Origin of the sequence: Streptomyces bikiniensis (genome assembly GCF_000716625.1) — a bacterium.
In the GTDB taxonomy this organism is placed as follows: domain Bacteria; phylum Actinomycetota; class Actinomycetes; order Streptomycetales; family Streptomycetaceae; genus Streptomyces; species Streptomyces bikiniensis.
Window position 1 is genome coordinate 247307 of the sequence record NZ_JNXJ01000001.1, and the last position, 25589, is coordinate 272895.

Consider the following 25589-nt stretch of genomic DNA (forward strand, 5'->3'; position numbering starts at 1 on the left):
CCCGCGCACGCGAGTCCCGACGCGCCCTCGCTCAGCCGGACCTCGTGGCCGGCGGGCCCGGCTCGTCACCTCTCACGCCGCTTCCCGCTGCCGAGGGCGGATCCGCCGACAGGAGAGGACGGGCCTCACGCCATTGCCGGGGGGTGACCCCGTAGGCGGCCTTGAAGCGGCGTGTGAAGTGGTTCGGTGTGCTGAAGCCCCAGGAGTGCGCGATGTGCTCGATGGTGCGCGTTCGTGTGTGGGGCGAGACGAGCGCCGCGCACGCCCCTTCCAGGCGCTGTTCGATGATCCACTGCTCCAGGCTCAGTCCGCCCTTCGCGAACAGGCCGTACAGCGCCCGGACGGAGATGCCGTGGGCGCTCGCGATCCGGTCCGCGGAGAGTCCCGGGTCTCTCAGGTGCGCGCGGGTGTAGGCGAGGATCCGGTGCAGCAGCGACTCGGCCGCCGCGGGCCTGGCCCAGGCGTCCATGTCGGCCGCCGAGGTGATCAGGGCACGCAGCAGCGCGATGGTTCCGGTCCCCAGCGCCTCGGCGCCCGGATCGGCGCTGAGCACGTCGGCGTCGGCGTGAAGTCGCAGCAGGTGCGAACGGACCATGTCGTACATCGGCGAAGCCGCAAGCCGTTCGGCTCCACGCCGCACGACCTCGGGTGGGAGGTCGAGGACGTCGTAGGACAACTGCAGGGCGTAGGCGGAGCCCGTGCCGGACCACGCGAACTCGTAGGGGATGGTGAGGTCGTTGAGCATCAGCTCGCCCGGTCTCACCAGGCTCTGCCGGCCCAGTTGTCCGAACCTGCCGGTCCCCGAGGTCTGGAGGGCCAGCGAGACCATGGGCGGCCCCTCCAGGCGCAGGAAACGCGCGTCACGCGCCACCCGCCAGCCGGTGGACCGGCTGGTGAAGAGCATGAGGGAGCCGAACTCCCAGCGGGACATGCGGCCCTGAACACGATGGACGTTGTCTTCCAGGGTGACCAGGGACGGCACCGAGGAACTGAGCAGAGCCGCCCGGAAGACCTCGATGCGCAGTTCCGCGTCGTGATCGTTCGTGTCCAGCAGCTCCACGTCGTCTCCCCTGCCGCGCCGCCGGTGACCGCCCACCCCGTCCACCCAATGCGCTCATCGTGCACACTTCCGATGAACCTGACAAGTGATCACCGGATCGGCCAGGTCGAACGAAATCGCAGCTCACCAGGGTCTCGGAAGGATCTCGCATGAGCGAACAGGGGGCGTGCCCGTTCCCGCATCGGGCGAGCTTCGCATGCGTCAACCGCGAGAGCTTCCTGAACCAGGTGGCCCCGTCGTCTCGAACGTGTGCCCCGGCTCCCATGCGATGCGGAGTGTCCAGTCCGCCGTCACTGTGTCCGGTGGAGGCGCCCGGTGTGCGGCGGGCCGCGGGTCAGGGGGCGAGGGAGGGGTCGGCGACCGCGACGGAGGCGTAGCCGAACAGGTGACGTTCCGCGCGGTCTCTGGTCATGAACGTCCGGGCGATGACGTGGTAGCCGTAGGCGTCCTCCAGGGCGACGAGGTTGGCGGCGATCTCGTCGGCCGGTCGCTGGAGGTGGAAGTGTCCGCTGTCGGCGCCGGCGGTCAGTACGCGCTCGTACAGGTCGACCTGTCGGCCGTACAGCTCCTTGCGCAGCCGGGAGTCGGAGGGACGCCGCCGCGCCTGGGGTGAGAATTCGTAGAGTAGGCAGCACAGTTCGTCGTCCGGCCCGGTGGGCAGTCCCGAGCGCAGTACGGCGGCGAGCTGTCCTCGCGGGTCCGCCTGGGCGGCGGCGTCGTTCTCCCGGGTGGTGCAGAACCGTGCGACGGCCTCGGCGAAGACGAGGTCGAACAGCTCTCCCAGCTCGCGGAAGTAGTAGGTGACGGTGCCGGTGGCGACTCCGGCCTGATCGGCGACGTCGCGCACCCGGGTGGCCTGAAGGCCACGGTCGAGGATCGCGGAGCGGGCCGCGCGCAGCAGTTCCTCGCGTCTGGCGTCCTGTTGCCTGGGGCGTGCCACAACCCGTCCCCTTCCGCCCTCGTTTCCGAACGCTCTGAATCCTATCGGCCGTCCGATCCGTTGACGTGCACACAACCGAGCCGTAGTTTCTTGTCGTGCGGTACGAAGAATTACCGGGCTGGAGGGAGGGAACCCATGGACGGCTTACCCCGCCGGAAGGTCCTTCCGCCGCAGGGTGCGGCCCGCCCGGGCCGCCCTGTCAGGGCCCGTGAGCTGGGCCTGCCCTTCGACGGCGCCCCCGGTCCGTTCAACGCCCTCACCGACGTCCCCGGCGTGGAGGTCGGTCTCGTCACCCTGGTGAGCGGCGGCGGGCCCCTTCGGACCGGCGAAGGTCCCGTGCGGACCGGGGTGACCGCGATTCTGCCGAGAGGTCGCGCGGGGGTGGCGGATCCCTGTGCGGCGGGTGTCCACGTGCTCAACGGCAACGGTGAGATGACGGGCACGGCCTGGATCCGCGAGTCCGGCGCTCTCGCCTCTCCGATCCTGCTGACGAGCACCCACGCGGTCGGCCCGTGCCACCAGGGGGTCGTGGACTGGCTGAACGATCGCACCTCCGCCTCGCACGACGGCTGGTTCCTGCCGGTCGTCGCCGAGACGTACGACGGCTACCTCAACGACGTCGACGGGCGGCACGTCACACCGGCCACGGCGTTTCAGGCGCTCGACGCCGCGCGTCCCGGTCCGTTCCCCCTCGGCTCGGTCGGAGGCGGTACCGGGATGTGCTGCTACGGCTTCAAGGGCGGTACGGGAACCGCCTCGCGTCGCACACGGGTGGCCGGCGCGTCCTTCACTCTGGCCGTGCTGGTCCAGGCCAACTTCGGTTCCCGGCGCGAGCTGACCGTCGCCGGTGTCCCGGTGGGCCGCGTGCTCACCGCTCCTGATCCGCTGGCGCACCAGCCGGTGCTGCCGGCGGGGGCCGGATCGGTCATCGTGGTCGTCGCCACCGACGCGCCGCTGCTGCCCGCCCAGTGCGCCGCCCTGGCCCGGCGGGTGCCCCTCGGCCTGGCCCGTACCGGCACCACCGGCTCCCACTTCTCCGGCGACCTCTTCCTCGCCTTCTCCACCGCCAACGCCGGATCCCTCCACAGCCGCCCGCCCCGGCCGACCGACCGGCCGGAACTCGACCGGCTCGACTTCGTACCGCTCGGTCACATCGACCCGCTGTACGACGCGGTCGTCCAGTGCGTTGAGGAAGCGGTCGTCGACGCGCTCGTCTGCAACACCTCCATGACCGGCAGGGACGACCACCACGTACCGGCCCTGCCGCACGCCCGGCTCCTCGACGCCCTGGCGGCCCTCCCGCCGGACAGGTAGTCCACCCCCACCCATGACACGAAGGAGATCCCCATGCTCCCCGCTCACCCCCGTAGCCGCCACTGGCGCAGGGTCCTCGCCGCCACGGCGTCCGCCGCCGCGCTCGCGGGCGTCCTCGCCGCCCCCGCCTCCGCGGCCCCGGCACCGTCCACCGAGGCGACGGCCGCAGGGGTCCGCCAGGCCGTCGTGAACACCGCCAAGGCCTACCTCGGCACCCCCTACAAGCTCGAGTACGGCTGGACCTGCGGCACCGCCCGGGTCGACTGCGAATGCCTCAACCGCCACGCCATCTGGGACGGCACCAAGAAGGCCACCGGACACGGCCTCCAGCTCAACTACTGGCTCCAGGGCCAGATCAACCAGGGCCGCCGCACCGACAACCCCCGCCCCGGAGACCTCATCTTCTGGGACACCGACCCGAACGACGGCATCCGCTACGGCGGCGACCTCGACCACACCGGCGTCTACATCGGCAACGGCCAGGCCATCGACGCCAACGCCTACCACGGCCGCGTCAAGTACGACACCGTCACCCTCGGCGGCACCGAACGCGACCCCATCTACGTCGACGTCCTCACCCCCAACGGTTACTGACCGTCCTCGCTCGTGCGGCCCGCCCACGGGGGGCGGGCCGCACCCCATCGGTGAGAGCCGGCACGACCACTCCCTCGGACGGCGGCAGCGGCGTCACCCGAGAGAGATCTCGTCAGTCATTGCCTGACGGTCTTTCAAATGTCCCGGAAGATCTCGATCTGCGCCCCGATCGAGTTCAGTCGTTCCGCCAGGTCCTCGTAGCCCCGGTTGATGACGTACACGTTGCGGAGGACCGACGTGCCCTCGGCGGCCATCATCGCGAGGAGGACGACCACGGCGGGGCGGAGGGCGGGTGGGCACATCATCTCGGCCGCGCGCCAGCGGGTCGGGCCCTCGACGAGGACGCGGTGGGGGTCGAGGAGCTGGAGGCGCCCGCCGAGGCGGTTGAGGTCCGTGAGGTAGATGGCCCGGTTGTCGTAGACCCAGTCGTGGATCAGGGTCTTGCCCTGCGCCGTGGCCGCGATGGCCGCGAAGAAGGGGACGTTGTCGATGTTCAGGCCGGGGAACGGCATCGGGTGGATCTTGTCGATCGGCGCCTCCAGCTTGGAGGGGCGGACCGTCAGGTCGACCAGCCGGGTGCGGTCGTTGTCGGCGGTGTACTCGGGCGAGCGGTCGTGGTCGAGGCCCATCTCCTCCAGGACCGCGAGCTCGATCTCCATGAACTCGATCGGCACCCGGCGGATCGTCAGCTCCGATTCGGTGACGACGGCGGCGGCCACCAGGCTCATCGCCTCGACCGGGTCCTCGGAGGGGGAGTAGTCGACGTCCACGTCGATCTGCGGCACGCCGTGCACGGTCAGCGTGGTGGTGCCGATGCCGTCGACCCGTACGCCCAGCGCCTCCAGGAAGAAGCAGAGGTCCTGGACCATGTAGTTGGAGGAGGCGTTGCGGATGACGGTCGTGCCGTCGTGCCGGGCGGCGGCCAGCAGCGCGTTCTCGGTGACCGTGTCGCCGCGCTCGGTCAGGACGATCGGGCGGCCGGGGGTGACCGAGCGCTCGACCTGCGCGTGGTAGATGCCCTCCGTGGCCGTGACGTCGAGTCCGAAGCGGCGCAGGGCGATCATGTGCGGCTCGATCGTGCGCGTGCCGAGGTCGCAGCCGCCCGCGTACGGCAGCCGGAAGCGGTCCATGCGGTGCAGCAGCGGGCCGAGGAACATGATGATCGAACGGGTGCGGATCGCGGCCTCGGAGTCGATGGACTCCATGTCCAGCTCGGCCGGCGGCACGATCTCCAGGTCCACGCCCTCGTTGATCCAGCGGGTGCGCACGCCGATGGAGTTGAGAACCTCCAGGAGCCGGAAGACCTCCTCGATGCGGGCGACCCGGCGCAGGACCGTGCGGCCCTTGTTGAGGAGCGAGGCGCACAGCAGCGCGACGCACGCGTTCTTGCTGGTCTTGACGTCGATGGCGCCGGAGAGCCGCCGCCGGCCGACCACCCGGAGGTGCATGGGGCCCGCGTACCCCAGCGACACGATCTCGCTGTCGAGGGCCTCGCCGATCCGGGCGATCATCTCAAGGCTGATGTTCTGGTTGCCGCGCTCGATCCGGTTGACGGCGCTCTGGCTCGTGGCCAGCGCTTCGGCGAGCTGCGTCTGGGTCCAGCCGCGGTGCTGCCGGGCGTCACGGATGAGCTTGCCGATGCGTACGAGGTAGTCGTCTGCCATGGCGTCACGTTATCTCAGATATGAGATGAAGATCGGATCCGGGGTGGGCCGTCAGGGTGAAAGGTCGTGCGCGGTCGGGTGACGCGGTTCGTACAGGGGGAGTTCGGTGCCGCTCGGCAGCCGGACGGCCGCGAGCAGCCCCCAGTCCCGGTCGCTGATGGCCCGTGAGATCTCCGCCCCCCGGTCCTCCAGGGCCGTCAGGGTGCGGGTGAGGTCGTCGCACATGAGGTACACCTCGTGCCGCGGCCCGTCCGCCGCGGGGTGCATCGCGATCTCGGCGGGCGGCAGCTTGAAGACGAGCCAGCCGCCCCCGGCGTCCACGTGCTCGAAGCCGAGGACGTCCTGGAGGAAGGCGCGGTCCGCCTCCGCGTCCCGGCTGTAGAAGGTCACGTGCACGCCGCTGAACATGTCCCGATCCTCGGCCTCCCGCACCGGGGCGGCCAGTCGTCCGCGTCCGTACGGGGCCGCGCCTTCGTGGAGCGCCGGTGGGGGAGGGCGGCCACCGGGGCCGGGTGCCCCTTCGTCCTCGTGGACCCCGGCGGGCGGCCCGTCGGCGCCGTCGGTCTCCGGCCGGGCGGGGAGGAGGTCACCCTGGGGTGCCGGGTCGTCGCCTCCGCCCGGGGCGGGGGTGCCGCCGGGGCCGGTCTCGCCGCCGTCGCCGACCGGGCCCTGCGGGAACGGGGCGTTTCCCGTCCGGTGCTGCACGTCGAGCCGTGGAACACCGCCTCCGTGCGGGTCGCCGAGCGCGTGGGCTTCCGGCGGGAGGGGATGCGGGAGGGGTGGCTGCGGATCGGGGGCGAGCGCCGGGACGTGCTCGTGTTCGCGCCGTCCCGTCGCGACCGGGAGGCGGCGTGCCGAACCTCCCCGGCGCACCGTCCCGACACTTCGCGGGCGCCCGGGCATGACCGAGCGACCGGGATGCACTAGAGTTATCTCGACATCGAGATAACTGCTTACGGCGCACCGTGGCCGCCCGGCCGGTAAGGGTTACCTAACTTAGCCTTACCTTAACGGATCCGCGAGGGGTCGTGGCGGCAGCATGACGGTAGTACGCGCACATTGATGAAGGAGACTGTCGTGTCGGCGAACAGCTTCGACGCCCGCAGCACGCTGCACGTGGGCGACGAGTCGTACGAGATCTTCAAGCTGGACAAGGTCGAGGGCTCCGCGCGCCTCCCTTACAGCCTGAAGGTCCTCCTGGAGAACCTGCTCCGCACCGAGGACGGCGCGAACATCACCGCCGACCACATCCGGGCCCTCGGCAACTGGGACTCGCAGGCCCAGCCGAGCCAGGAGATCCAGTTCACGCCGGCCCGCGTGATCATGCAGGACTTCACCGGTGTGCCCTGTGTCGTGGACCTCGCCACCATGCGCGAGGCCGTCAAGGAGCTCGGCGGCGACCCGGCGAAGGTCAACCCGCTCTCCCCGGCCGAGCTGGTCATCGACCACTCGGTCATCGCCGACAAGTTCGGCACGAAGGACGCCTTCGGCCAGAACGTCGAGCTGGAGTACGGCCGCAACAAGGAGCGCTACCAGTTCCTGCGCTGGGGCCAGACCGCCTTCGACGACTTCAAGGTCGTCCCGCCCGGCACCGGCATCGTCCACCAGGTGAACATCGAGCACCTGGCCCGCACGGTCATGGTCCGCAACGGCCAGGCGTACCCCGACACCCTCGTCGGCACCGACTCGCACACCACCATGGTCAACGGCCTCGGCGTGCTCGGCTGGGGCGTCGGCGGCATCGAGGCCGAGGCCGCGATGCTCGGCCAGCCGGTCTCCATGCTCATCCCGCGCGTCGTCGGCTTCAAGCTGACCGGCGAGCTGCCGGCCGGCACCACCGCCACCGACCTCGTCCTCACGATCACCGAGATGCTGCGCAAGCACGGCGTCGTCGGCAAGTTCGTCGAGTTCTACGGCGAGGGCGTCGCCGCCACCTCCCTGGCGAACCGCGCCACCATCGGCAACATGTCGCCGGAGTTCGGCTCCACCGCCGCGATCTTCCCGATCGACGGCGAGACCCTGAACTACCTCAAGCTCACCGGCCGCTCCGAGCAGCAGGTCGCGCTGGTCGAGGCGTACGCCAAGGAGCAGGGCCTCTGGCTCGACCCGGCCGCCGAGCCCGACTTCTCCGAGAAGCTGGAGCTCGACCTCTCCACGGTCGTCCCCTCCATCGCCGGCCCGAAGCGCCCGCAGGACCGCATCGTCCTCGCGAACGCCGCCGAGCAGTTCAAGCAGGACGTCCGCAACTACGTGGACTGCGTGGACGAGGCGGGCCAGGAGTCCTTCCCGGCCTCCGACGCCCCGGCCATCGCGAGCTCGGTCCCGTCGAACCCGGTCCAGGTGACCGCCCCCGACGGCTCCACCTACACGCTCGACCACGGCGCCGTCACCGTCGCCGCGATCACCTCCTGCACCAACACCTCGAACCCGTACGTCATGGTCGCCGCCGCGCTCGTCGCGAAGAAGGCCGTGGAGAAGGGCCTGACCCGCAAGCCGTGGGTCAAGACCACCCTCGCCCCGGGCTCGAAGGTCGTCACCGACTACTTCGACAAGGCGGGCCTCACCCCGTACCTCGACAAGGTCGGCTTCAACCTCGTCGGCTACGGCTGCACCACCTGCATCGGCAACTCCGGCCCGCTGCCGGAGGAGGTCTCCAAGGCCGTCAACGACCACGACCTGGCCGTGACCTCGGTCCTCTCGGGCAACCGGAACTTCGAGGGCCGCATCAACCCCGACGTCAAGATGAACTACCTGGCCTCCCCGCCGCTGGTCGTCGCGTACGCCATCGCGGGCTCCATGAAGGTGGACATCACCAAGGACGCCCTGGGCACCGACCAGGACGGCAAGCCGGTCCACCTGGCGGACATCTGGCCGACCGAGGCCGAGGTCAACGACGTCGTCGCCAACGCCATCGGCGAGGACATGTTCAACAAGTCCTACCAGGACGTCTTCGCGGGCGACGCCCAGTGGCAGGCGCTGCCGATCCCGACCGGCAACACCTTCGAGTGGGACACCGAGTCCACCTACGTGCGCAAGCCCCCGTACTTCGAGGGCATGACGATGGAGACCACCCCGGTCTCCGACATCTCCGGCGCCCGCGTCCTGGCCAAGCTGGGCGACTCGGTCACCACCGACCACATCTCCCCGGCCGGCGCCATCAAGGCCGACACCCCGGCCGGCCGGTACCTCACCGAGCACGGTGTGGAGCGTCGTGACTTCAACTCCTACGGCTCGCGCCGGGGCAACCACGAGGTCATGATCCGCGGCACCTTCGCCAACATCCGCCTGCGCAACCAGCTCGCGCCGGGCACCGAGGGCGGCTACACCCGCGACTTCACCCAGGCGGACGGGCCGGTGTCGTTCATCTACGACGCCTCCCGCAACTACATCGAGCAGGGCACCCCGCTCGTCATCCTGGGCGGCAAGGAGTACGGCTCCGGCTCGTCCCGCGACTGGGCCGCCAAGGGCACCGCGCTCCTCGGCGTCAAGGTCGTCATCACCGAGTCGTACGAGCGCATCCACCGTTCGAACCTCATCGGCATGGGCGTCCTGCCGCTCCAGTTCCCGGAGGGCCAGTCGGCCGAGTCCCTCGGTCTGACCGGCGAGGAGACCTTCTCCTTCACCGGCATCGAGGAGCTCAACGACGGCACCACGCCGCGCACGGTGAAGGTCACCACCGACACCGGCGTCGAGTTCGACGCGGTCGTCCGCATCGACACCCCCGGCGAGGCCGACTACTACCGCAACGGCGGCATCATGCAGTACGTGCTCCGCAACCTGATCCGCGGCTGACGCCGCAGGACCCGGTAGGACGAAGCGGGCCCCGCCCCTCGGAAGAGGGGGGCGGGGCCCGCTTCGCGTTTTCCTTCGTTTCTCGAAGGCGCGTCCGATTTGTCTTTCGGGGGCCCGGCGGCACCGCCGCCACGGGCCCCAGTACGGGTGTCCCGGGACCGCTGTCAAGGGTGTCGGCGGACGGATGGTTGGACGAAACGCCGCAGTTCCAGCGTGCCTATCCCGGAGGTCTCAACTCGGGAAAGATGGCTGTCGAAACCTGCTTTCGATCTTGCTCAGGCGAAGGGAAGTGGACTATACCTGTCGGCGTCCAGCCCGTCGTGTCCATCGACGACGGTCCGACGCGTGCACGACCCGGCTGCAAATGACCGCGGTGGCGGGGCCCTTCGCCTGTGGCGAGTTGAGAACGGGCGACCGGTACACCGCCTGAGTCCTGAATGAAGGCGAGGACTTGAGCATGGGATCCACCTCCGCACAGACCAATGAGGGCCTCGGCCGTCGCGATCTGATCAAGCGTTCCGCCGCTATCGGTCTGATCTCCGTACCGACCATGGGGTTCCTGTCCGCCTGTGCGAGCAGTGACAGCGGCGGCAACGGAAAGGTCGAGAAGGGGACGAAGTCCGACAAGAACCCGCTCGGCGTGAACGAGTCGGCCCCGCTCGACTTCGTCCTCTTCGACGGCGGATTCGGACAGCAGTACGCCAAGGACGCGATCAAGGTCTACGAGACCAATTACCCCAAGGCCACCGTCAAGTTCACCCCGACCCAGAAGATCACCACCACGCTCCAGCCGCGCTTCAACGGCGGCACCCCGCCGGACCTCATCGACAACTCCGGCGCCGAGCAGATGGACATGGGCGTCCTGGTCGGTCAGAAGCAGCTCGCGGACCTCACCCCGCTCCTCGACGCGCCCTCCATCGACGACCCGAGCAAGAAGGTCCGCGACACCCTGCGGCCCGGCATCGTCGAGATGGGCCAGTTCGACGGCGAGCAGTGCTGGATCCTCAACTACGCCTACACCGTCTACGGCGTCTGGTACTCGCAGAAGCTCCTCGACTCGCTCGACGCGAAGTACCCGGAGACCTGGGACGAGATGCTGGCCGTCTGCGAGAAGGCCAAGAAGAAGGGCATCGCCGCCTGGACGTACGCCGGCAAGCACCCGTACTACGTCCCCTTCTCGCTCTACCCGATGATCGGCAAGGTCGGCGGCCGCGAGGTCCTGGACGCCATCGACAACCTGGAGCCCAAGGCCTGGGAGCACCCCGCCGTCAAGGCGTGTTTCGAGGCGTACTACGAGCTGGTCCAGAAGGGCTACATCCTCAAGGGCACCCCCGGCCTCGACCACATCCAGTCGCAGACCGCCTGGACCGAGGGCAAGGCGCTGTTCATCCCGAACGGCTCCTGGGTCGAGAACGAGGCCGCGAAGACCATGCCGGCCGACTTCGGCCTGGCCGTCTCCGGCCCGACCGGCCTCGACGCCTCCGACAAGATGCCGTTCGGCACCATCTGGGCCGCCGGCGGAGAGCCCTTCATCGTCCCGGCCAAGGCGAAGAACGCCGAGGGCGGCATGGAGCAGCTGCGCATCATGCTCAGCGAGGCCTCCTCCAAGAACTTCACCCAGTCCGTGAAGTCCCTGACCGCCCTCAACGGCGGCACCGACGGCATCGAGCTCTCCCCGGGCCTCAAGTCCGGCGTCGCCGCCCTGGAGAAGGCCGGCCAGAACGTCGTCAACCCGCGCCTCCAGGACTGGTACGTCGCCCTCCAGAAGGAGAAGATCGGCGTCGCCGGCATCGGCGAGATGATGGCCGGCCGCGCCACCCCGGCCGAGACGATCAAGAAGATCCAGAAGTTCGCCGACGAGGCGGCCAAGGACTCCTCGATCAAGCACTACAAGCACTGATGAGCGGTGCCGGGGCCCCTTCCCGCCGACCGGGAGCGGGCCCCGGCCCCTTGGCGCGCGGCACGAGCGGCGTGCCCGGCGCGGGAAAGATCGGGGTCGGTAGGAAATGCAACACGGCAAGTACCGTTTCATCGTGGGGTTCCTGGCGGCCCCCCTCGCGCTCTACGCGCTCTTCGTCATCTGGCCGTTCATCCAGTCCATCTACTACTCCTTCACGGACTGGACCGGACTGAGCCCCGAATTCGGAATGATCGGATTCGGCAACTACAGCAGGATGCTGGACGACGAGATCTTCTGGAAATCGCTCCAGCACAGCCTGACCTTCGCGGTGGTGCTGCCGCTGGTGACCGTCGGCCTCGCGCTGTTCTTCGCCTTCATGCTCAATGTCGGCGGTCGGCGCCGCAAGGGCGCGGCCGTCGCGGGCGTGCGCGGATCGTCCTTCTACAAGATCGTGTATTTCTTCCCGCAGGTGCTGTCGATCGCGATCGTCGCGCTGCTCTTCCAGTTCGCGTACAACCCGAACAGCGGAGCCATCAATTCCGTACTGAAGGGCGTCGGACTCGGCAGCGTCCAGCCGGACTGGCTGGGAGACCCCGACCTCGCCCTCATCTGCGTGATGGTCGTCCTCGTCTGGTCCACCGTCGGATTCTTCGTCGTCCTCTTCTCGGCCGGCATGGCGTCCATTCCGCGGGACTTCTACGAGGCGGCCCTGCTCGACGGCGCGAACCGCTTCACCACCTTCTTCCGGATCACCCTGCCGCTGCTCTGGGACACCGTGCAGTCCGGGTGGATCTACATGGGCATCCTCGCCCTCGGGGCCGAGTCCTTCGCCGTCGTCCAGATCATGACCGTCGGTCCCAGCGGCGGCGGGCCCGACTACTCCACCATCGTCCTTCCGCTGTACGTGTACCAGAAGGCGTTCCGGGACGGTCAGGCCGCCTACGCAACGACCATCGGTGTCGCCCTGCTCCTCGTGACGCTGGCCTTCGCGGCCGTCGTGATGAAGCTGGGCCGGCGCGAGCGGCTGGAGTTCTGATGAAGACGACCGACACGACCCCCGCCGGAGTGGAGAACCCCGGCTCCCCGGCCGGGCCGGGCCCCGTGATCACCAAGACGAAGGCCCCCGCGCCCCGCAAGGAGCCGAAGGGCGAGGGCGCCACCCTGAACGTCTTCTCCCACGGCATCCTGATCCTCTGGGCGATCATGGTCGTCATGCCGCTGCTCTGGGCGGTCATGACCTCCTTCAAGACCGACCGGGCGATCTTCACCTCCCCGTGGTCGCTGCCCGACAGGCTGCACTTCGAGAACTGGTCGCGCGCCTGGACCGAGGCGCACATGAGCGACTACTTCCTGAACACCCTCCTGGTGGTCGGCTGCTCGCTGATCGGCACGCTCCTCTTCGGCTCGATGGCGGCCTACGTCCTGGCCCGCTTCGAGTTCCCGGGCAACCGCTTCATCTACTTCCTCTTCATCGGAGGGATGAGCTTCCCGATCATCCTGGCGCTCGTGCCGCTGTTCTACGTGATGCAGAACATGGCCCTGCTCAACACGCTGCACGGCCTGATCCTCGTCTACATCGCGTACTCGCTGCCGTTCACGGTCTTCTTCCTCACGGCCTTCTTCCGCACCCTGCCGACCTCGGTGGCGGAGGCGGCCTTCGTGGACGGCGCCTCGCACACCCGGACCTTCTTCCAGGTGATGCTGCCGATGGCCAAGCCGGGCCTCATCAGCGTCGGCATCTTCAACTTCCTCGGGCAGTGGAACCAGTACCTGCTGCCGACCGTGCTCAACACCGAGCCGGAGCGGAAGGTGCTCTCGCAGGGCCTCGTCCAGCTCGCGGTGAGCCAGGGCTACAAGGGTGACTGGTCCGGACTCTTCGCCGGCCTGGTCATGGCCATGCTCCCGGTCCTCGCCGCGTACGTCATCTTCCAGCGGCAGGTGGTGGCCGGCCTGACCGCCGGCGCCGTGAAGTGACCCCGGGGCCGCACCGGCCCCGCCACCGCTCCCGAAGGGCCCCCGGCGCACCGCGCGCCGGGGGCTCTTCCGGCCGTACGGGGCCGGACCGGGCCCCTCCCGGTCGTACGGGGCCGGGGGAGGGCCGCCCGGGAAGGTCCGGCGGCACCCGGGGGAGACGGCCCGGGAAACCCCGTGCGAACGCCGTGTGACCCTCACCTCGGACACTCAAGGTCTTGACGGGGAGCAAGCCGAAAGCGTCCCCTTAGAGTTCACATGTTGGAGAAAACGGTGGGAGTGAGTGAGTCGATGGAGACTCCGGGGTCGCAGACTTCTCTGCACAGGGCCAATCTCGAACGGGTCGTCCGGGCGGTGCGCATGGCCGGCTCGCTCACCCAGGCGGAGATCGCCCGGGCGACGGGCCTCTCCGCCGCCACGGTCTCCAACATCGTGCGGGAGTTGAAGGACGGCGGCACCGTCGAGGTCACGCCCACCTCCGCCGGGGGGCGCCGGGCCCGCAGCGTCTCGCTCTCCGGGGACGCCGGCATCGTGATCGGGGTCGACTTCGGCCACACCCACCTCCGGGTCGCCGTCGGCAACCTCGCCCACCAGGTGCTCGCCGAGGAGGCCGAGCCGCTCGACGTCGACGCCTCCGCCGCCGAGGGCTTCGACCGGGCGGAACAGCTGGTCAAGCGGCTGATCCTGACCACCGGGATCGGTGCCGACAAGGTGATCGGCGTCGGCCTCGGCGTACCGGGCCCGATCGACGTCTCCTCCGGCACCCTCGGCTCGACGTCGATCCTGCCGGGGTGGAGCGGCATCAACCCCGCCGAGGAGCTCTCGGGCCGCCTCGGGGTCCCCGTGCACGTCGACAACGACGCCAACCTCGGCGCGCTCGGCGAGTTGGTCTGGGGCGGTGGCCGGGGCGTCAAGGACCTGGCGTACATCAAGGTGGCCAGCGGCGTCGGCGCCGGGCTCGTCATAGACGGACGGGTCTACCGGGGCCCCGGCGGCACCGCGGGGGAGATCGGGCACATCACCCTGGACGAGTCCGGTCCGGTCTGCCGCTGCGGCAACCGGGGCTGCCTGGAGACCTTCACGGCCGCCCGCTACGTCCTGCCGCTGCTCCAGCCGAGCCACGGGCCCGACCTGACCATGGAGCGGGTCGTCCAGCTGGCCCGGGAGGGCGACCCCGGCTGCCGCCGGGTGATCGCGGACGTCGGACGGCACATCGGCAGCGGCATCGCCAACCTCTGCAACCTCCTCAACCCCAGCCGGGTGGTGCTCGGCGGCGACCTCGCGGAGGCCGGGGAGCTGGTCCTGGCGCCCATCAGGGACTCCGTCTCGCGGTACGCGATCCCCAGTGCCGCCCGGCAGCTCTCGCTGGCCCAGGGGGCCCTCGGCGGGCGCGCCGAGGTGCTTGGCGCGCTCGCCCTCGTCCTGAGCGAAATGGGCGATTCGACCCTGTTGGAGAGCGCGCTGCCGGCCGCCGCCCCGGCCTCTCGGCTTGCCTTCACTTAGATAACGAACACCACCGTTGTCATCTCGTTAAGAATTTACTTCTTGACGTCAACGTTGCGGCCGAGTTGACTTCGTGCCACCTCGGCCGCAACGTCGCGGCCTCGTCAGGGAGGCAACCCCAAATGAACGCAGTGACGCGTCGCGCCGTCATAGCCACGGCCGCGGTGTCGATGGCCCTCTCGCTCGCCGCCTGTGGCCAGGCCGGTGGCGACAAGAAGGACGACGCCGCCGGCTCGGGCAGCTCGACCAAGATCGGCCTGCTCCTTCCCGAGAACAAGACCTCGCGCTACGAGGCCCTGGACAAGCCCCAGTTCGAGAAGGCCGTCAAGGCCGCCTGCGGCGGCTGCGAGGTCGTGTACAACAACGCCGTCTCCGATGTCGTCAAGCAGAAGCAGCAGTTCGACCAGTTCATCGCCGACGGCATCAAGGTCATCGCCCTCGACCCGGTCGACGCCACCAAGGCCGAGAGCTGGGTCAAGGACGCCAAGGCCAAGGGCGTCAAGGTCGTCGCGTACGACCGCGCCGTCAAGGGCGCCGACGCCTACGTCAGCCACGACAACAACAAGGTCGGCGAGCTCCAGGGCCAGGCCCTCCTCGCCGCGCTCGGCGACAAGGCCGCCACCGCCAACGTCGTGATGATCAACGGCGACGAGAAGGACCCGAACGCCGCGCTGTTCAAGAAGGGCGCCCACACCGCCCTCGACGGCAAGGTCGGCAAGATCGCCTACGAGGCCTCCGGCGAGTGGGACCCGAAGGTCGCCGGCGAGAAGATGTCCGCCGCGATCTCCTCCGTCGGCAAGGACAAGATCGGCGCCGTCTACTCCGCCAACGACGGCATGGCGGGCGGCATCGTCACCTCCCTGGAGAACGCCGGCATCAAGGGCATCCCGGTGGGCGGCCAGGACGCCGAGGTCGCGGGCGTCCAGCGCATCATCGCCGGCACCCAGACCTTCACGATCTACAAGTCGCCGCTCCAGCTGGCCCCCGAGGCCGCCAAGTTCGCGGTGAACCTGCTCCAGGGCAAGGCCCTCGGCGCCGAGGGCGAGACCGACGGCGTGCCGTCCACGCTCTTCCCGCCGGTCGTGGTCGACAGCAAGAACATCCAGGACACGGTCGTCAAGGACGGCATCTACAAGGCCGCCGACCTCTGCACCGCGGACCTCGCCGCCAAGTGCACCGAGCTGGGCATCAAGTAGCCCGTGCCCGACCCCGCCGGGCCCGCGAGGGCCCGGCACCGCGGACCCCGGCCCGGCCCGCGCCCGGCCCCCGGCCGTCTCCCGACCGAGACGGCGCCGGACGCGCGGCCGCCCGCGTACGGAAGGTGAAGGCCCCGTACGGCGACCGGCGACGGGCCCGGTCCGCTCCCCCAAGCCCGTCCGGTCCCCGGCCGACCCAGACCCCGCTGTCGGCCCGGGGACCGGACGAAGCCCACCCCCAGAACTTTGCTGGCGCTGCACCTGCGGCGCGACGTGCCGCCGTCCGCGGGCGGCGAAGGAGTTGGTTCACGTGTCCCAGACGCCCGTGCTGGCGTTGCGCGGGATCTTCAAGCGATTCGGAGCGGTCCAGGTCCTCTCCGGTGTCGATCTCGAAGTCCACGCAGGTGAGGTCGTCGCGCTCGTCGGCGACAACGGAGCGGGAAAGTCCACGCTGGTCAAGACGATCGCCGGCGTGCACCCCATCGACGAGGGCGTCATCGAGTGGGAGGGCAGGCAGGTCGAGATCTCCCGCCCCCAGGACTCCCAGAACCTCGGCGTCGCGACCGTCTACCAGGACCTCGCGCTCTGCGACAACCTCGACGTCGTCGCCAACCTGTTCCTCGGCCGCGAGATCAAGAAGGGTGGCGTCCTCGACGAGGTCGCCATGGAGAAGCGCGCGAAGGACCTGCTCTCCACCCTCTCCATCCGCATCCCCAGCGTCCGCATCCCCGTCGCCGCCCTCTCCGGCGGCCAGCGGCAGGTCGTGGCCATCGCCCGCGCCCTGGTCGGCGACCCGAAGATCGTGATCCTCGACGAGCCGACCGCCGCCCTCGGCGTCGAGCAGACCGCCCAGGTCCTCGACCTGGTCGAGCGGCTGCGCGAGCAGGGCCTCGGCGTCATCCTCATCAGCCACAACATGGCCGACGTGAAGGCCGTCGCGGACACCGTGGCCGTCCTCCGCCTGGGCCGCAACAACGGCACCTTCCCGGTCGCCACCACCACGCACGAAGAGATCATCGCCGCGATCACCGGTGCCACGGACAACGCCGTGACCCGCCGCCAGGCCCGCAACGCGGAGGTAGCGAAGTGAGCACGACCCCTCCCACCGCGAACGACCCGGCCGCGGTGCCCGACCCCCGCACCCCCGACGCGCCGGTCACCGAGGCCCCGGCCGCCGCCGCGATCCCCGCCGTCGACCCCCGCCTCCTCGTCCGCGAGCAGGGCTTCAAGGGCTACGTCGAGGAGTTCAAGCGCAAGATCCGCTCCGGCGAGATCGGCTCGCTGCCCGTCGTCGTCGGCCTCATCGTCATCGGCGTCGTCTTCCAGGCCCTCACCGGCAACTTCATCACCTCGTACAACCTCGACCAGATCACGCTGTACGCGGTCGGCCCCGGCATCATGGCCGTCGGCATCGTCTTCGTCCTGCTGCTCGGCGAGATCGACCTCGCCGTCGGCTCCGTGGCCGGTCTCGCCGGCTCCGTCTGGGGCGTCCTCGGCACCGACATGCCCGACGGCCTCGCCATCCTCCTCGGCATCCTGTCCGGCACCCTGATCGGCGCCTTCCACGGCATCGTGTTCGCCAAGATCGGCGTGCCCGCCTTCGTCGTCACCCTCGCCGGCTTCCTCGGCTGGGCCGGCCTCCAGACCTGGGTGATGGGCGAGCGCTCCACCATCTCCACCCCGATCGGCAGCTTCGTCAACGACCTCACGAAGTACTACTTCTCCGACGTCGCCGCCGCCTACGGCCTCGCCGCCGTCGTGATCGCCGCCTTCTACCTGGCCCAGTTCCGCGACGCGCGCCGCCGCAGGGCCGCCGGCCTGCCGCACCGCCCGCAGAGCGAGATCGTCCTGCGCACCGCCGTCCTCGCGGTCCTGGTCCTCGTCGCCGCGTACGGCTTCAACCAGGAGCAGGGCCTGCCGCTCTCCCTGGTGATCTTCCTGGTGATCCTGCTCGTCACCGACTTCGTGCTGCGCCGCACCACCTACGGCCGCCAGGTCTTCGCGGTCGGCGGCGGCATCGAGGCCGCCCGCCGCGCCGGCATCAACGTCTCCTGGATCCGGATCTCGGTCTTCATGATCTCCGGCACCATGGGCGCCGTCGGCGGCCTGTTCCTCGCCTCCGCGACCGGCGGCGCCGACCGCTCCCTCGGCGGCGGCAACCAGCTGATGATGTGCATCGCCGCGGCGGTCATCGGCGGCACGTCCCTGTTCGGCGGACGCGGCAAGGTCTGGTCGGCGCTCCTGGGCATCCTGGTCATCCAGTCGATCGTCCAGGGCCTCAACCAGATGAACCTGTCCTCGAACGCCATCCAGTACATGATCACCGGAGCGGTCCTGCTCATCGCCGTGATCATCGACTCCGTCTCCCGCAAGACCCAGAAGACGGCCGGACGCGCCTAAAGGGTGTTGCAGAAGGTCCGGCTTCGGCAGGCAGAAGCGGCACCTGAACTGCTGTTTCACCGCGCCATGGCGAGGTTGTGCATGGCGGCGACGGCCTGGACCGCGTGGTGAAGGCCGTCGCCTTTCTGGCGGCAGTCGCGAAGGATCTTCCAGTTCTTCATCCGGGTAAACGTGTGCTCGACACGGGCCCTGACCCGTCGGTGCTCGGCATTGTCCTCCTCCTGCCCGCGCAGGAGGGGGCGGCCGGCTCTCTTGCGGTGCGGGACGATCAGGCCGGTGCCGAGGTAGGCGCCGTCCGCGATCACGGTCGTTCCCGCCGTCAGGACGGGCAGGCCCGACTCGCACCAGACATGGGCATCGGCCTTGTTGCCCGGCGCCGGGCGGGCCGCGGCGACGACCAGGCGGGTGTCGGCATCGATGATGACCTGCACGTTCGCCGAGAACCGGTAGTTGCGGGACGAAGCTGCGACCTTCCGGTCGCGGACCGGGATCAAAGTGCCGTCCACGATCCACAACCGGTCGGTGTCCACCACCGGCCGCGGAGCCCGTTCGAGCGCCAGCAGCGGCTGGAGCCGCTGGATGACCCGGCACACCGTCGCCGGCGAGATGCCGAACAGCGGAGCGAGCTGCCGCATGGTGAGGTTCGTGCGGTAGTACACGGCCACCAGCAGCACCCGGTCCGGCAGCGGCAGACACCACGGACGGCCACCACCCGGCCCGTTCCCACCCCGCTCCTTCACGACCTTCACCAGCTTCGCGAACCGGTCCATCCGTAAGCCCGTGAACGTCTCCACCCACAACGGCTCAGCCCGCAACACCCCACCCATACAGGCAAAATGCCCAAAACCGAGCCTTCTGTAACACCCTTTAGCGCCCGGAAAACCGGCGGGACGCGCCCGGAAGGGCCGCCGCCACGCACGCGTAACGCCCGCCACACCCGCCCGGCGCCGTGAAACCGGCGCCGGGCGCCCGTGCGTCCGGACCAGTGCACACACCCGTACGGAGCCGTACGGATCGCCGGTCCGCGGGCCGTGGGAGTGACGCCACATCCCCCGGCCCGCTGCCCACGATCCGGGACGGAACATTAGACTCGACGAATCGGCAAGCTCGACCAGCTCAAACGCAAGGAGGAACGGGTGGCTCTGCTGACCCGTATCAGGGGACCGCGAGACCTGGACCGGCTCTCCCCGGAACAGCTGGACCAGCTGGCCGACGAGATCCGGACGTTCCTCGTGGACGCCGTCTCCAAGACCGGCGGGCACCTCGGACCCAACCTGGGCGTGGTCGAGCTGACCATCGCCCTGCACCGCGTCTTCGACTCCCCGAAGGACAAGGTCCTCTGGGACACCGGCCACCAGAGCTACGTCCACAAGCTCCTCACCGGCCGCCAGGACTTCTCCCGGCTCAAGATGAAGGGCGGCCTCTCCGGCTACCCCTCGCAGGCCGAGTCCGAGCACGACGTCATCGAGAACTCGCACGCCTCCACGGTCCTCGGCTGGGCCGACGGCCTGGCCAAGGCGAACGAGGTCCTGAAGAAGGACGACCACGTCGTGGCCGTCATCGGCGACGGCGCCCTCACCGGCGGCATGGCCTGGGAGGCGCTGAACAACATCGCCGCCGCCAAGGACCGCCCCCTCGTCATCGTCGTCAACGACAACGAGCGCTCCTACGCGCCCACCATCGGCGGCCTCGCCAACCACCTGGCGACCCTGCGCACCACCGACGGCTACGAGCGCTTCCTCGCCCGCGGCAAGGACATCCTGGAGCGCACCCCGGTCGTCGGGAAGCCGCTCTACGAGACCCTGCACGGCGCCAAGAAGGGCCTCAAGGACTTCATCGCCCCCCAGGGCATGTTCGAGGACCTCGGCCTCAAGTACGTCGGCCCCATCGACGGCCACGACATCGAGGCCCTGGAGTCCGCCCTGACGCGCGCCAAGCGCTTCGGCGGCCCCGTCATCGTCCACTGCCTCACCGAGAAGGGCCGCGGCTACCAGCCCGCCCTCCAGGACGAGGCCGACCGCTTCCACGCCGTCGGCAAGATCCACCCCGACACCGGCCTCCCGATCGCCACCTCCGGCGCCGACTGGACCGGCGTCTTCGCCGACGAGATGGTCGCCCTCGGCAAGGAGCGCGCGGACGTCGTCGCCATCACCGCGGCCATGCTCCAGCCCGTCGGCCTCGACAAGTTCGCCAAGGCCTTCCCCGAGCGCGTCTTCGACGTCGGCATCGCCGAGCAGCACGGCGCGGTCTCCGCGGCCGGCCTGGCCACCGGCGGCCTCCACCCGGTCTTCGCGGTGTACGCCACCTTCCTCAACCGCGCCTTCGACCAGGTCCTGATGGACGTGGCCCTGCACAAGTGCGGCGTCACCTTCGTCCTCGACCGGGCCGGCGTCACCGGCACCGACGGCGCCTCCCACAACGGCATGTGGGACATGTCGATCCTCCAGGTCGTACCCGGCCTGCGGCTCGCCGCCCCGCGCGACGCCGACCAGGTCCGCGCCCAGCTCCGCGAGGCCGTCGAGGTCACCGACGCGCCCACCGTGGTCCGCTTCTCCAAGGGCGCGGTCGGCCCCGCCGTCCCCGCCCTGCGCCGCGTCGGTGGCATGGACGTGCTCCGCGAGCCCGGCACCGACAGGCCCGACGTCCTCCTGGTCTCGGTCGGCGCCCTGGCGCCGATGTGCCTGGAGATCGCCGACCTCCTCGACCGGCAGGGCATCTCCACCACCGTGGTCGACCCCCGCTGGGTCAAGCCCGTCGACGAGGCCCTCGCCCCGCTCGCCGCGCGCCACCGGGTCGTCGTCACCGTCGAGGACAACAGCCGCGTCGGCGGCGTCGGCTCGGCCGTCGCCCAGGCGCTCCGCGACGCCGGCGTGGACGTGCCGCTGCGCGACTTCGGCATCCCGCCGCGCTTCCTCGACCACGCCTCCCGCGCCGAGGTCCTGGCCGAGATCGGTCTGACCGCCCCGGACGTCGCCCGGCAGGTCACCGGCCTCGTCTCCCGCCTCGACGGCCGGTACGAGGACAGCGCGGAGGAGAGCGCCGAGAAGAGCGGCGCCAAGACCGCGGAGCCCGCCCGGGACTGACCCCGCACCACCTCCGTACCACCCCCGCGCCACCCATTGGGCCGGTCGGCCCACCCTCCCGGGTGCCGACCGGCCCGTTCGCGTGCATCCTGGCTCTGTTCGGGCAGACGTCGTCACAGCCTCCGACCCGCGGAGGCACCGGGACCGACGTCGGACGGAGCGCGGAGGTGCCACGGTGAGCACGGACCAACACCCAAGGGCCAATTCCGGTGTGTTCCGGACCAAGACGGTCGAGCAGTCGATCCGGGACACGGAGGAGCCGGAGCACGCCCTCAAGAAGTCCCTGTCCGCCTGGGACCTGACGGTCTTCGGCGTCGGCGTCATCATCGGCACCGGCATCTTCGTCCTCACCGGCAAGGTCGCCAAGGAGAACGCGGGCCCGGCGACGGCCCTCGCCTTCGTCGCCGCCGGCATCGTCTGCGCCCTCGCCGCCCTCTGCTACGCCGAGTTCGCCTCGACGGTGCCGGTGGCCGGATCGGCGTACACCTTCGCGTACGCCTCCATCGGCGAGCTGCCCGCCTGGATCATCGGCTGGGACCTCGTCCTGGAGTTCGCCCTCGGTACGGCGGTGGTGGCCGTCGGCTGGTCGGGCTACGTCCGGTCGCTCATGGACAACGCCGGCTGGCACCTGCCGGCGGCCCTTGAGGGGCCGGACGCGCCCGGCGGGACCTTCGACATCCTGGCGTTCCTGCTCGTCCTGGTCCTCACCGTCGTCCTCGTCCTGGGCATGAAGCTCTCCGCCCGGATCACCGCGCTCGTCGTGGCGATCAAGGTGACCGTGGTGATGATCGTGATCGTCGCCGGTCTGTTCTTCGTCGTCGGCGACAACTACAAGCCCTTCATCCCGCCGGCCGTCACCCCGGAGGGCGGCGGCTCCAACTGGGACTCCCCGCTGGTCCAGCTCCTCTTCGGGTACGAGCCGACGAACTTCGGCGTCATGGGCATCTTCACCGCCGCCTCCGTCGTCTTCTTCGCCTTCATCGGCTTCGACGTGGTGGCCACCGCCGCCGAGGAGACCAAGCTGCCGCAGCGGGACATGCCCCGGGGCATCCTCGGCTCGCTCCTCATCTGCACCGTGCTCTACGTGGCCGTCTCCCTCGTCGTCACCGGCATGCAGAACTACAAGGAGCTGTCCGTCAGCGCCCCGCTCGCCGACGCCTTCAAAGCCGCCGGCCATCCCTTCTACGCGGGCGTGATCAGCTTCGGCGCCGCCGTCGGCCTCACCACGGTCTGTCTGATCCTGCTCCTCGGCCAGACCCGCGTCTTCTTCGCGATGAGCCGCGACGGCCTGCTGCCGCGCTTCTTCTCCGTCACGCACCCGCGGTTCAGGACCCCGTACCGGCCGACGATCCTGCTCGGCGTCGTCATCGCGATCGTCGCCGGCTTCACCAGCATCAACGAACTGGCGACCCTGGTGAACATCGGCACCCTCTTCGCCTTCGTGATGGTCGCGGCCGGCGTCATCGTCCTGCGCCGCACCCGCCCCGACCTGCCGCGCGCCTTCCGCACCCCCTGGGTGCCCGCGCTGCCGATCCTCTCCATCGCGGCCTCGCTCTGGCTGATGCTCAACCTGCCGGGCGAGACCTGGTTCCGGTTCGCGGTCTGGATGGCGATCGGCGTCGTCGTGTACTTCCTGTACGGGCGGAGTCACAGCCGGTTGGGCCGGGAGGGCCAGGACGCCCGGTACTGAGGGGCCGCCGGAAGCGGGGCGGCGGGCGAGGGGAAGAGCGTTCGAAGGGGCCGCTACAGTCGGCTCGTATCCGACCCGCACCCCGATGACCGGAGCGCTGCACCTCTCATGGCGAATCGATCCGAGGCCCCCGCCGCCCGCCCCCACGGCCCCTCCGCCGACCCCCGCCTGCGGGGCTCCTGGCTGGCCCGCGGGAAGGAGGGCAGATTCAGCCTCTACCTGCCCCGGGACGGCGGAGTGGTGCGCTGGACGGAGAACGCCGGCGGCGGCTGGAGCGGGCCCGTGCCGATCGGCGGCGGCAGCGGCGGGCTGCTGCCCAGCCTCTCGGTGGGCCAGGGCGCCGACGGGTACGTGCACCTCGTCGGCCTCCGGTCCGTGGCGGGCGGCGAGCCGGACCGCGTCGAACTGGTGCACAGCACCCAGTACCAGACGGGCCGTCCGGCCCTGGAGTGGCGCTCGATCACCCATCCCAACGGCGCCGCCCACCAGTGGACCGGGACCCCCTCCGTGACCGTGGACGGCATCGGGCGCGCGTACGTCTTCTGCCGGAACGGCGGCGGCGGCATCAGCGTGCGGGCCCAGAAGGACGCGGGCGGCTGGCACCCCTGGTGGGACCTGCTCGGCTCCAAGACCGACCCCCTGCCGGTGGCCGTCACCAACGGGTCGGGCTTCGTGGAGCTGTACTCCTCGCACGCCGCGGGGCTCGTCCGCTACGTGCAGCGCGAGTCCGGTGCGAAGCCGCTCCGCGAGGAGCTCCTCCCGGCCCCGGTCACCATGGGCACCATGGCGGCCGTGCAGGGTCCCTCCGGGCACGTCACCGCCTTCTACCTGGACAAGGAGGGGCGGGTGTGCGCCTGGTCGCCCGAGCGGGCCCTGGAGCCCGTGCCCCTCGGCGGGGCGGTCGGCGAGGGCCCGCTGAGCGTCGTCCGCCGTTCCGTCGACGGCCTCGACCACACGCTGCTCGCCCAGCGCGACTCCTCGGGCCGGATGCTGTTCGCCTCCTACCCGGCGGAGCGGGAGGGGACCGAGCTGCGCTGGACCCCCTCGGGCCCCGCCGTCCAGGGCCCCCCGGTCCTGGCGGGCGACGCCTCCGGCACCGTCGTCGCCGCGGCGGTCGCTCCGGGCGGCGAGCCGATAGTGGCGGGCCGGGAGGCGGGGACGGGTCTCCTGCCGGGGACGTGGACGCGGATCTGACCCCGGACGTGCCGGTGCCCCGGGCCCCCTCAGAGGGAGGGGGCCCGGGGCACCGGCACGTCGGGGCGCGGTCAGCCGCCCGTGGCGGGGGACTTCTTCGCGGACGCGGGGATCTCGGCGTCCTCGCGGATCGCCTTCCACAGCTGGGTGGCGTTCGGCTCGGCGGGGACGACGCGGTTCGGGTCCTTCTTGTCGTAGGCGACCGGCAGCATGATCGTCTCCATGTTCTGCGGGTCGACGCCGTTCAGGCTGCGGCCGAACTCGCTGAGCGCGGTCAGGGAGGCCAGCGCGGAGTCGGTGGTGAGCGCCTTGGTCGCCGAGTCGGCGATCTTGTAGCTCTTGGCGGGGCTGCCGAGCAGGTCCTGCTTCTTGACCTCGGAGAGGAGGGCGGTCAGGAACTGCTGCTGGAGGCTGATGCGGCCGAGGTCGCTGCCGTCGCCGACGCCGTGGCGGGTGCGGACGAAGGCGAGCGACTGGGTGCCGTCGAGCCGCTGCGGGCCGGCTTCGAGGTGGAGGCCGCTCTGCTTGTCGTCGATCGGCTCCTTCACGTCGACCGTGACCCCGCCGATGGCGTCGACCAGGTCCTTGAAGCCGGCGAAGTCGATCTCCAGGAAGTGGTCGAGCCGGACCCCGGACATCGACTCCACGGTCTTGACCACGCAGGCCGGACCGAACTGGGCGTAGACGGAGTTGAACATGACCCGCTGGGCCGGGGGCGCGGCCGAGCCGTCGCCGCGGACGCACTCGGGCCGGGTGACCAGGGTGTCGCGCGGGATGCTCACGGCGACGGCCTCGGTCCGCCCCTCGGGCACGTGCACCACGAGCGCGGTGTCCGAGCGGCCCCCGCCGACGTTGCCGCCGGCCAGGTCGCCGTTGGCGCCCGCCCGCGAGTCGGAGCCCAGGACGAGCAGGTTCTGGCCGCTGGTGGGCAGCTTCTCCGGGCGGTCGTCGCCGAGCGCCTTCTCGATGTCGACGCCCTTGATGTTGCCGTCGAGGCTGCTGTACATCCAGTACGCGCCGCCGCCCGCGGCCAGGAGCAGGACGAGCAGCGTCAGCAGGACGATCCGGCCGGTTCTGCGGCGCTTGCGGGGCGGCCGCGAGGCGCGGGCGGAACGGCGGCCGCCGGTGTCGGGCGTGCGTGTGTCCTGGCTCATGGTGCGGTGATTCCTCGCATCTGCTGACGGCGTCGGGCGACGGGGAATCCGGTTTCCCCCCCGGTCGTACAGGGGCCGCGGGCGCCTGTGACCGTGCAGTATAGGCCGCTGTCGGACATGTGTACGACGGGTAC

Annotated in this window: 20 protein-coding genes; 14 read left to right on the forward strand and 6 right to left on the reverse strand. The window is 70.3% G+C overall.

The features are described from left to right. Positions 1–31: 31 nt before the first annotated feature. Both OO47_RS00970 and OO47_RS00975 read right to left on the reverse strand, forming a co-directional pair. Positions 32–1060 carry a helix-turn-helix domain-containing protein gene (locus OO47_RS00970; RefSeq protein WP_051715795.1) on the reverse strand — a complete coding sequence of 343 codons (1029 nt, stop codon included), beginning with the start codon at positions 1058–1060 and terminating at the stop codon, positions 32–34. Between the two features lie 334 nt (positions 1061–1394). After that, entirely contained in the window at positions 1395–2000 is a 606-nt protein-coding gene (locus OO47_RS00975) for a TetR/AcrR family transcriptional regulator (RefSeq protein ID WP_030211598.1), read from the reverse strand. A gap of 135 nt (positions 2001–2135) precedes the next feature. Between OO47_RS00975 and OO47_RS00980 the strand changes: the two genes are divergently transcribed. Together OO47_RS00980 and OO47_RS00985 are read left to right on the forward strand one after the other, a co-directional pair. Then, a complete protein-coding gene (locus OO47_RS00980; protein WP_078489421.1) occupies positions 2136–3314 on the forward strand; it encodes a DmpA family aminopeptidase in 1179 nt (392 codons plus the stop codon). A 33-nt stretch (positions 3315–3347) separates the two neighbouring features. Then, entirely contained in the window at positions 3348–3908 is a 561-nt protein-coding gene (locus tag OO47_RS00985) for a C40 family peptidase (protein ID WP_030211602.1), read from the forward strand. Positions 3909–4042: 134 nt separating this feature from the next. Here the strand turns inward: OO47_RS00985 and OO47_RS00990 are convergent, their stop codons facing one another. Together OO47_RS00990 and OO47_RS35915 are read right to left on the reverse strand one after the other, a co-directional pair. Continuing rightward, entirely contained in the window at positions 4043–5572 is a 1530-nt protein-coding gene (locus OO47_RS00990; protein WP_030211603.1) for a helix-turn-helix domain-containing protein, read from the reverse strand. Between the two features lie 51 nt (positions 5573–5623). Continuing rightward, positions 5624–5980: a VOC family protein gene (locus OO47_RS35915; RefSeq protein WP_030211605.1), complete on the reverse strand. Its 357-nt coding sequence runs from the start codon at positions 5978–5980 to the stop codon at positions 5624–5626. Between OO47_RS35915 and OO47_RS01000 the strand changes: the two genes are divergently transcribed. From OO47_RS01000 to OO47_RS01040, 9 genes are all read left to right on the forward strand, one after another. Further along, positions 5963–6499: a GNAT family N-acetyltransferase gene (locus tag OO47_RS01000; protein ID WP_051715797.1), complete on the forward strand. Its 537-nt coding sequence runs from the start codon at positions 5963–5965 to the stop codon at positions 6497–6499. The two genes, OO47_RS35915 and OO47_RS01000, sit on opposite strands and share 18 nt — an antisense overlap. Before the next feature lie 150 nt (positions 6500–6649). Further along, positions 6650–9364, forward strand: coding sequence for an aconitate hydratase AcnA (gene acnA / locus OO47_RS01005; protein WP_030211609.1), 2715 nt, complete (start codon positions 6650–6652; stop codon positions 9362–9364). A 457-nt stretch (positions 9365–9821) separates the two neighbouring features. Further along, positions 9822–11264, forward strand: coding sequence for an N-acetylglucosamine/diacetylchitobiose ABC transporter substrate-binding protein (ngcE, locus tag OO47_RS01010; RefSeq protein ID WP_030211612.1), 1443 nt, complete (start codon positions 9822–9824; stop codon positions 11262–11264). Positions 11265–11370: 106 nt separating this feature from the next. Next, positions 11371–12300, forward strand: a complete 930-nt coding sequence (locus OO47_RS01015) for a carbohydrate ABC transporter permease (protein WP_030211614.1) — start codon at positions 11371–11373, stop codon at positions 12298–12300. Next, the gene (locus OO47_RS01020) at positions 12300–13238 is read left to right on the forward strand and encodes a carbohydrate ABC transporter permease (protein ID WP_030211615.1); all 939 of its coding nucleotides are present in this window, start codon (positions 12300–12302) and stop codon (positions 13236–13238) included. The genes OO47_RS01015 and OO47_RS01020 overlap by 1 nt, the downstream gene beginning before the upstream one ends. A gap of 288 nt (positions 13239–13526) precedes the next feature. Next, positions 13527–14738 (forward strand): ROK family transcriptional regulator, encoded by a 1212-nt coding sequence (locus tag OO47_RS01025; protein WP_030211617.1) that lies wholly within the window; start codon positions 13527–13529, stop codon positions 14736–14738. A 122-nt stretch (positions 14739–14860) separates the two neighbouring features. Next, positions 14861–15934: a sugar ABC transporter substrate-binding protein gene (locus OO47_RS01030; protein ID WP_030211619.1), complete on the forward strand. Its 1074-nt coding sequence runs from the start codon at positions 14861–14863 to the stop codon at positions 15932–15934. Between the two features lie 310 nt (positions 15935–16244). After that, positions 16245–17024 (forward strand): ATP-binding cassette domain-containing protein, encoded by a 780-nt coding sequence (locus OO47_RS01035; RefSeq protein ID WP_030211621.1) that lies wholly within the window; start codon positions 16245–16247, stop codon positions 17022–17024. Continuing rightward, on the forward strand, positions 17021–18334 hold the full coding sequence (locus OO47_RS01040; RefSeq protein WP_030211623.1) for a sugar ABC transporter permease: 1314 nt from the start codon (positions 17021–17023) through the stop codon (positions 18332–18334). Before OO47_RS01035 ends, OO47_RS01040 begins: the two co-directional genes overlap by 4 nt. Before the next feature lie 56 nt (positions 18335–18390). On the opposite strand, the gene OO47_RS01045 is transcribed toward OO47_RS01040, so the two are convergent. Beyond that, positions 18391–19161 carry an IS5/IS1182 family transposase gene (locus OO47_RS01045; protein ID WP_030211625.1) on the reverse strand — a complete coding sequence of 257 codons (771 nt, stop codon included), beginning with the start codon at positions 19159–19161 and terminating at the stop codon, positions 18391–18393. 309 nt (positions 19162–19470) lie between these two features. Here OO47_RS01045 and dxs point away from each other — a divergent pair, with 309 nt between their 5' ends. From dxs to OO47_RS01060, 3 genes are all read left to right on the forward strand, one after another. After that, on the forward strand, positions 19471–21417 hold the full coding sequence (dxs, locus tag OO47_RS01050; protein ID WP_030211626.1) for a 1-deoxy-D-xylulose-5-phosphate synthase: 1947 nt from the start codon (positions 19471–19473) through the stop codon (positions 21415–21417). 175 nt (positions 21418–21592) lie between these two features. After that, a complete protein-coding gene (locus tag OO47_RS01055) occupies positions 21593–23107 on the forward strand; it encodes an amino acid permease (RefSeq protein WP_030211628.1) in 1515 nt (504 codons plus the stop codon). A gap of 108 nt (positions 23108–23215) precedes the next feature. After that, entirely contained in the window at positions 23216–24301 is a 1086-nt protein-coding gene (locus OO47_RS01060; RefSeq protein WP_051715799.1) for a hypothetical protein, read from the forward strand. Positions 24302–24372: 71 nt separating this feature from the next. Here OO47_RS01060 and OO47_RS01065 read toward each other — a convergent pair whose 3' ends face one another. Continuing rightward, entirely contained in the window at positions 24373–25455 is a 1083-nt protein-coding gene (locus tag OO47_RS01065; protein ID WP_030211632.1) for an LCP family protein, read from the reverse strand. Positions 25456–25589: the final 134 nt, after the last annotated feature.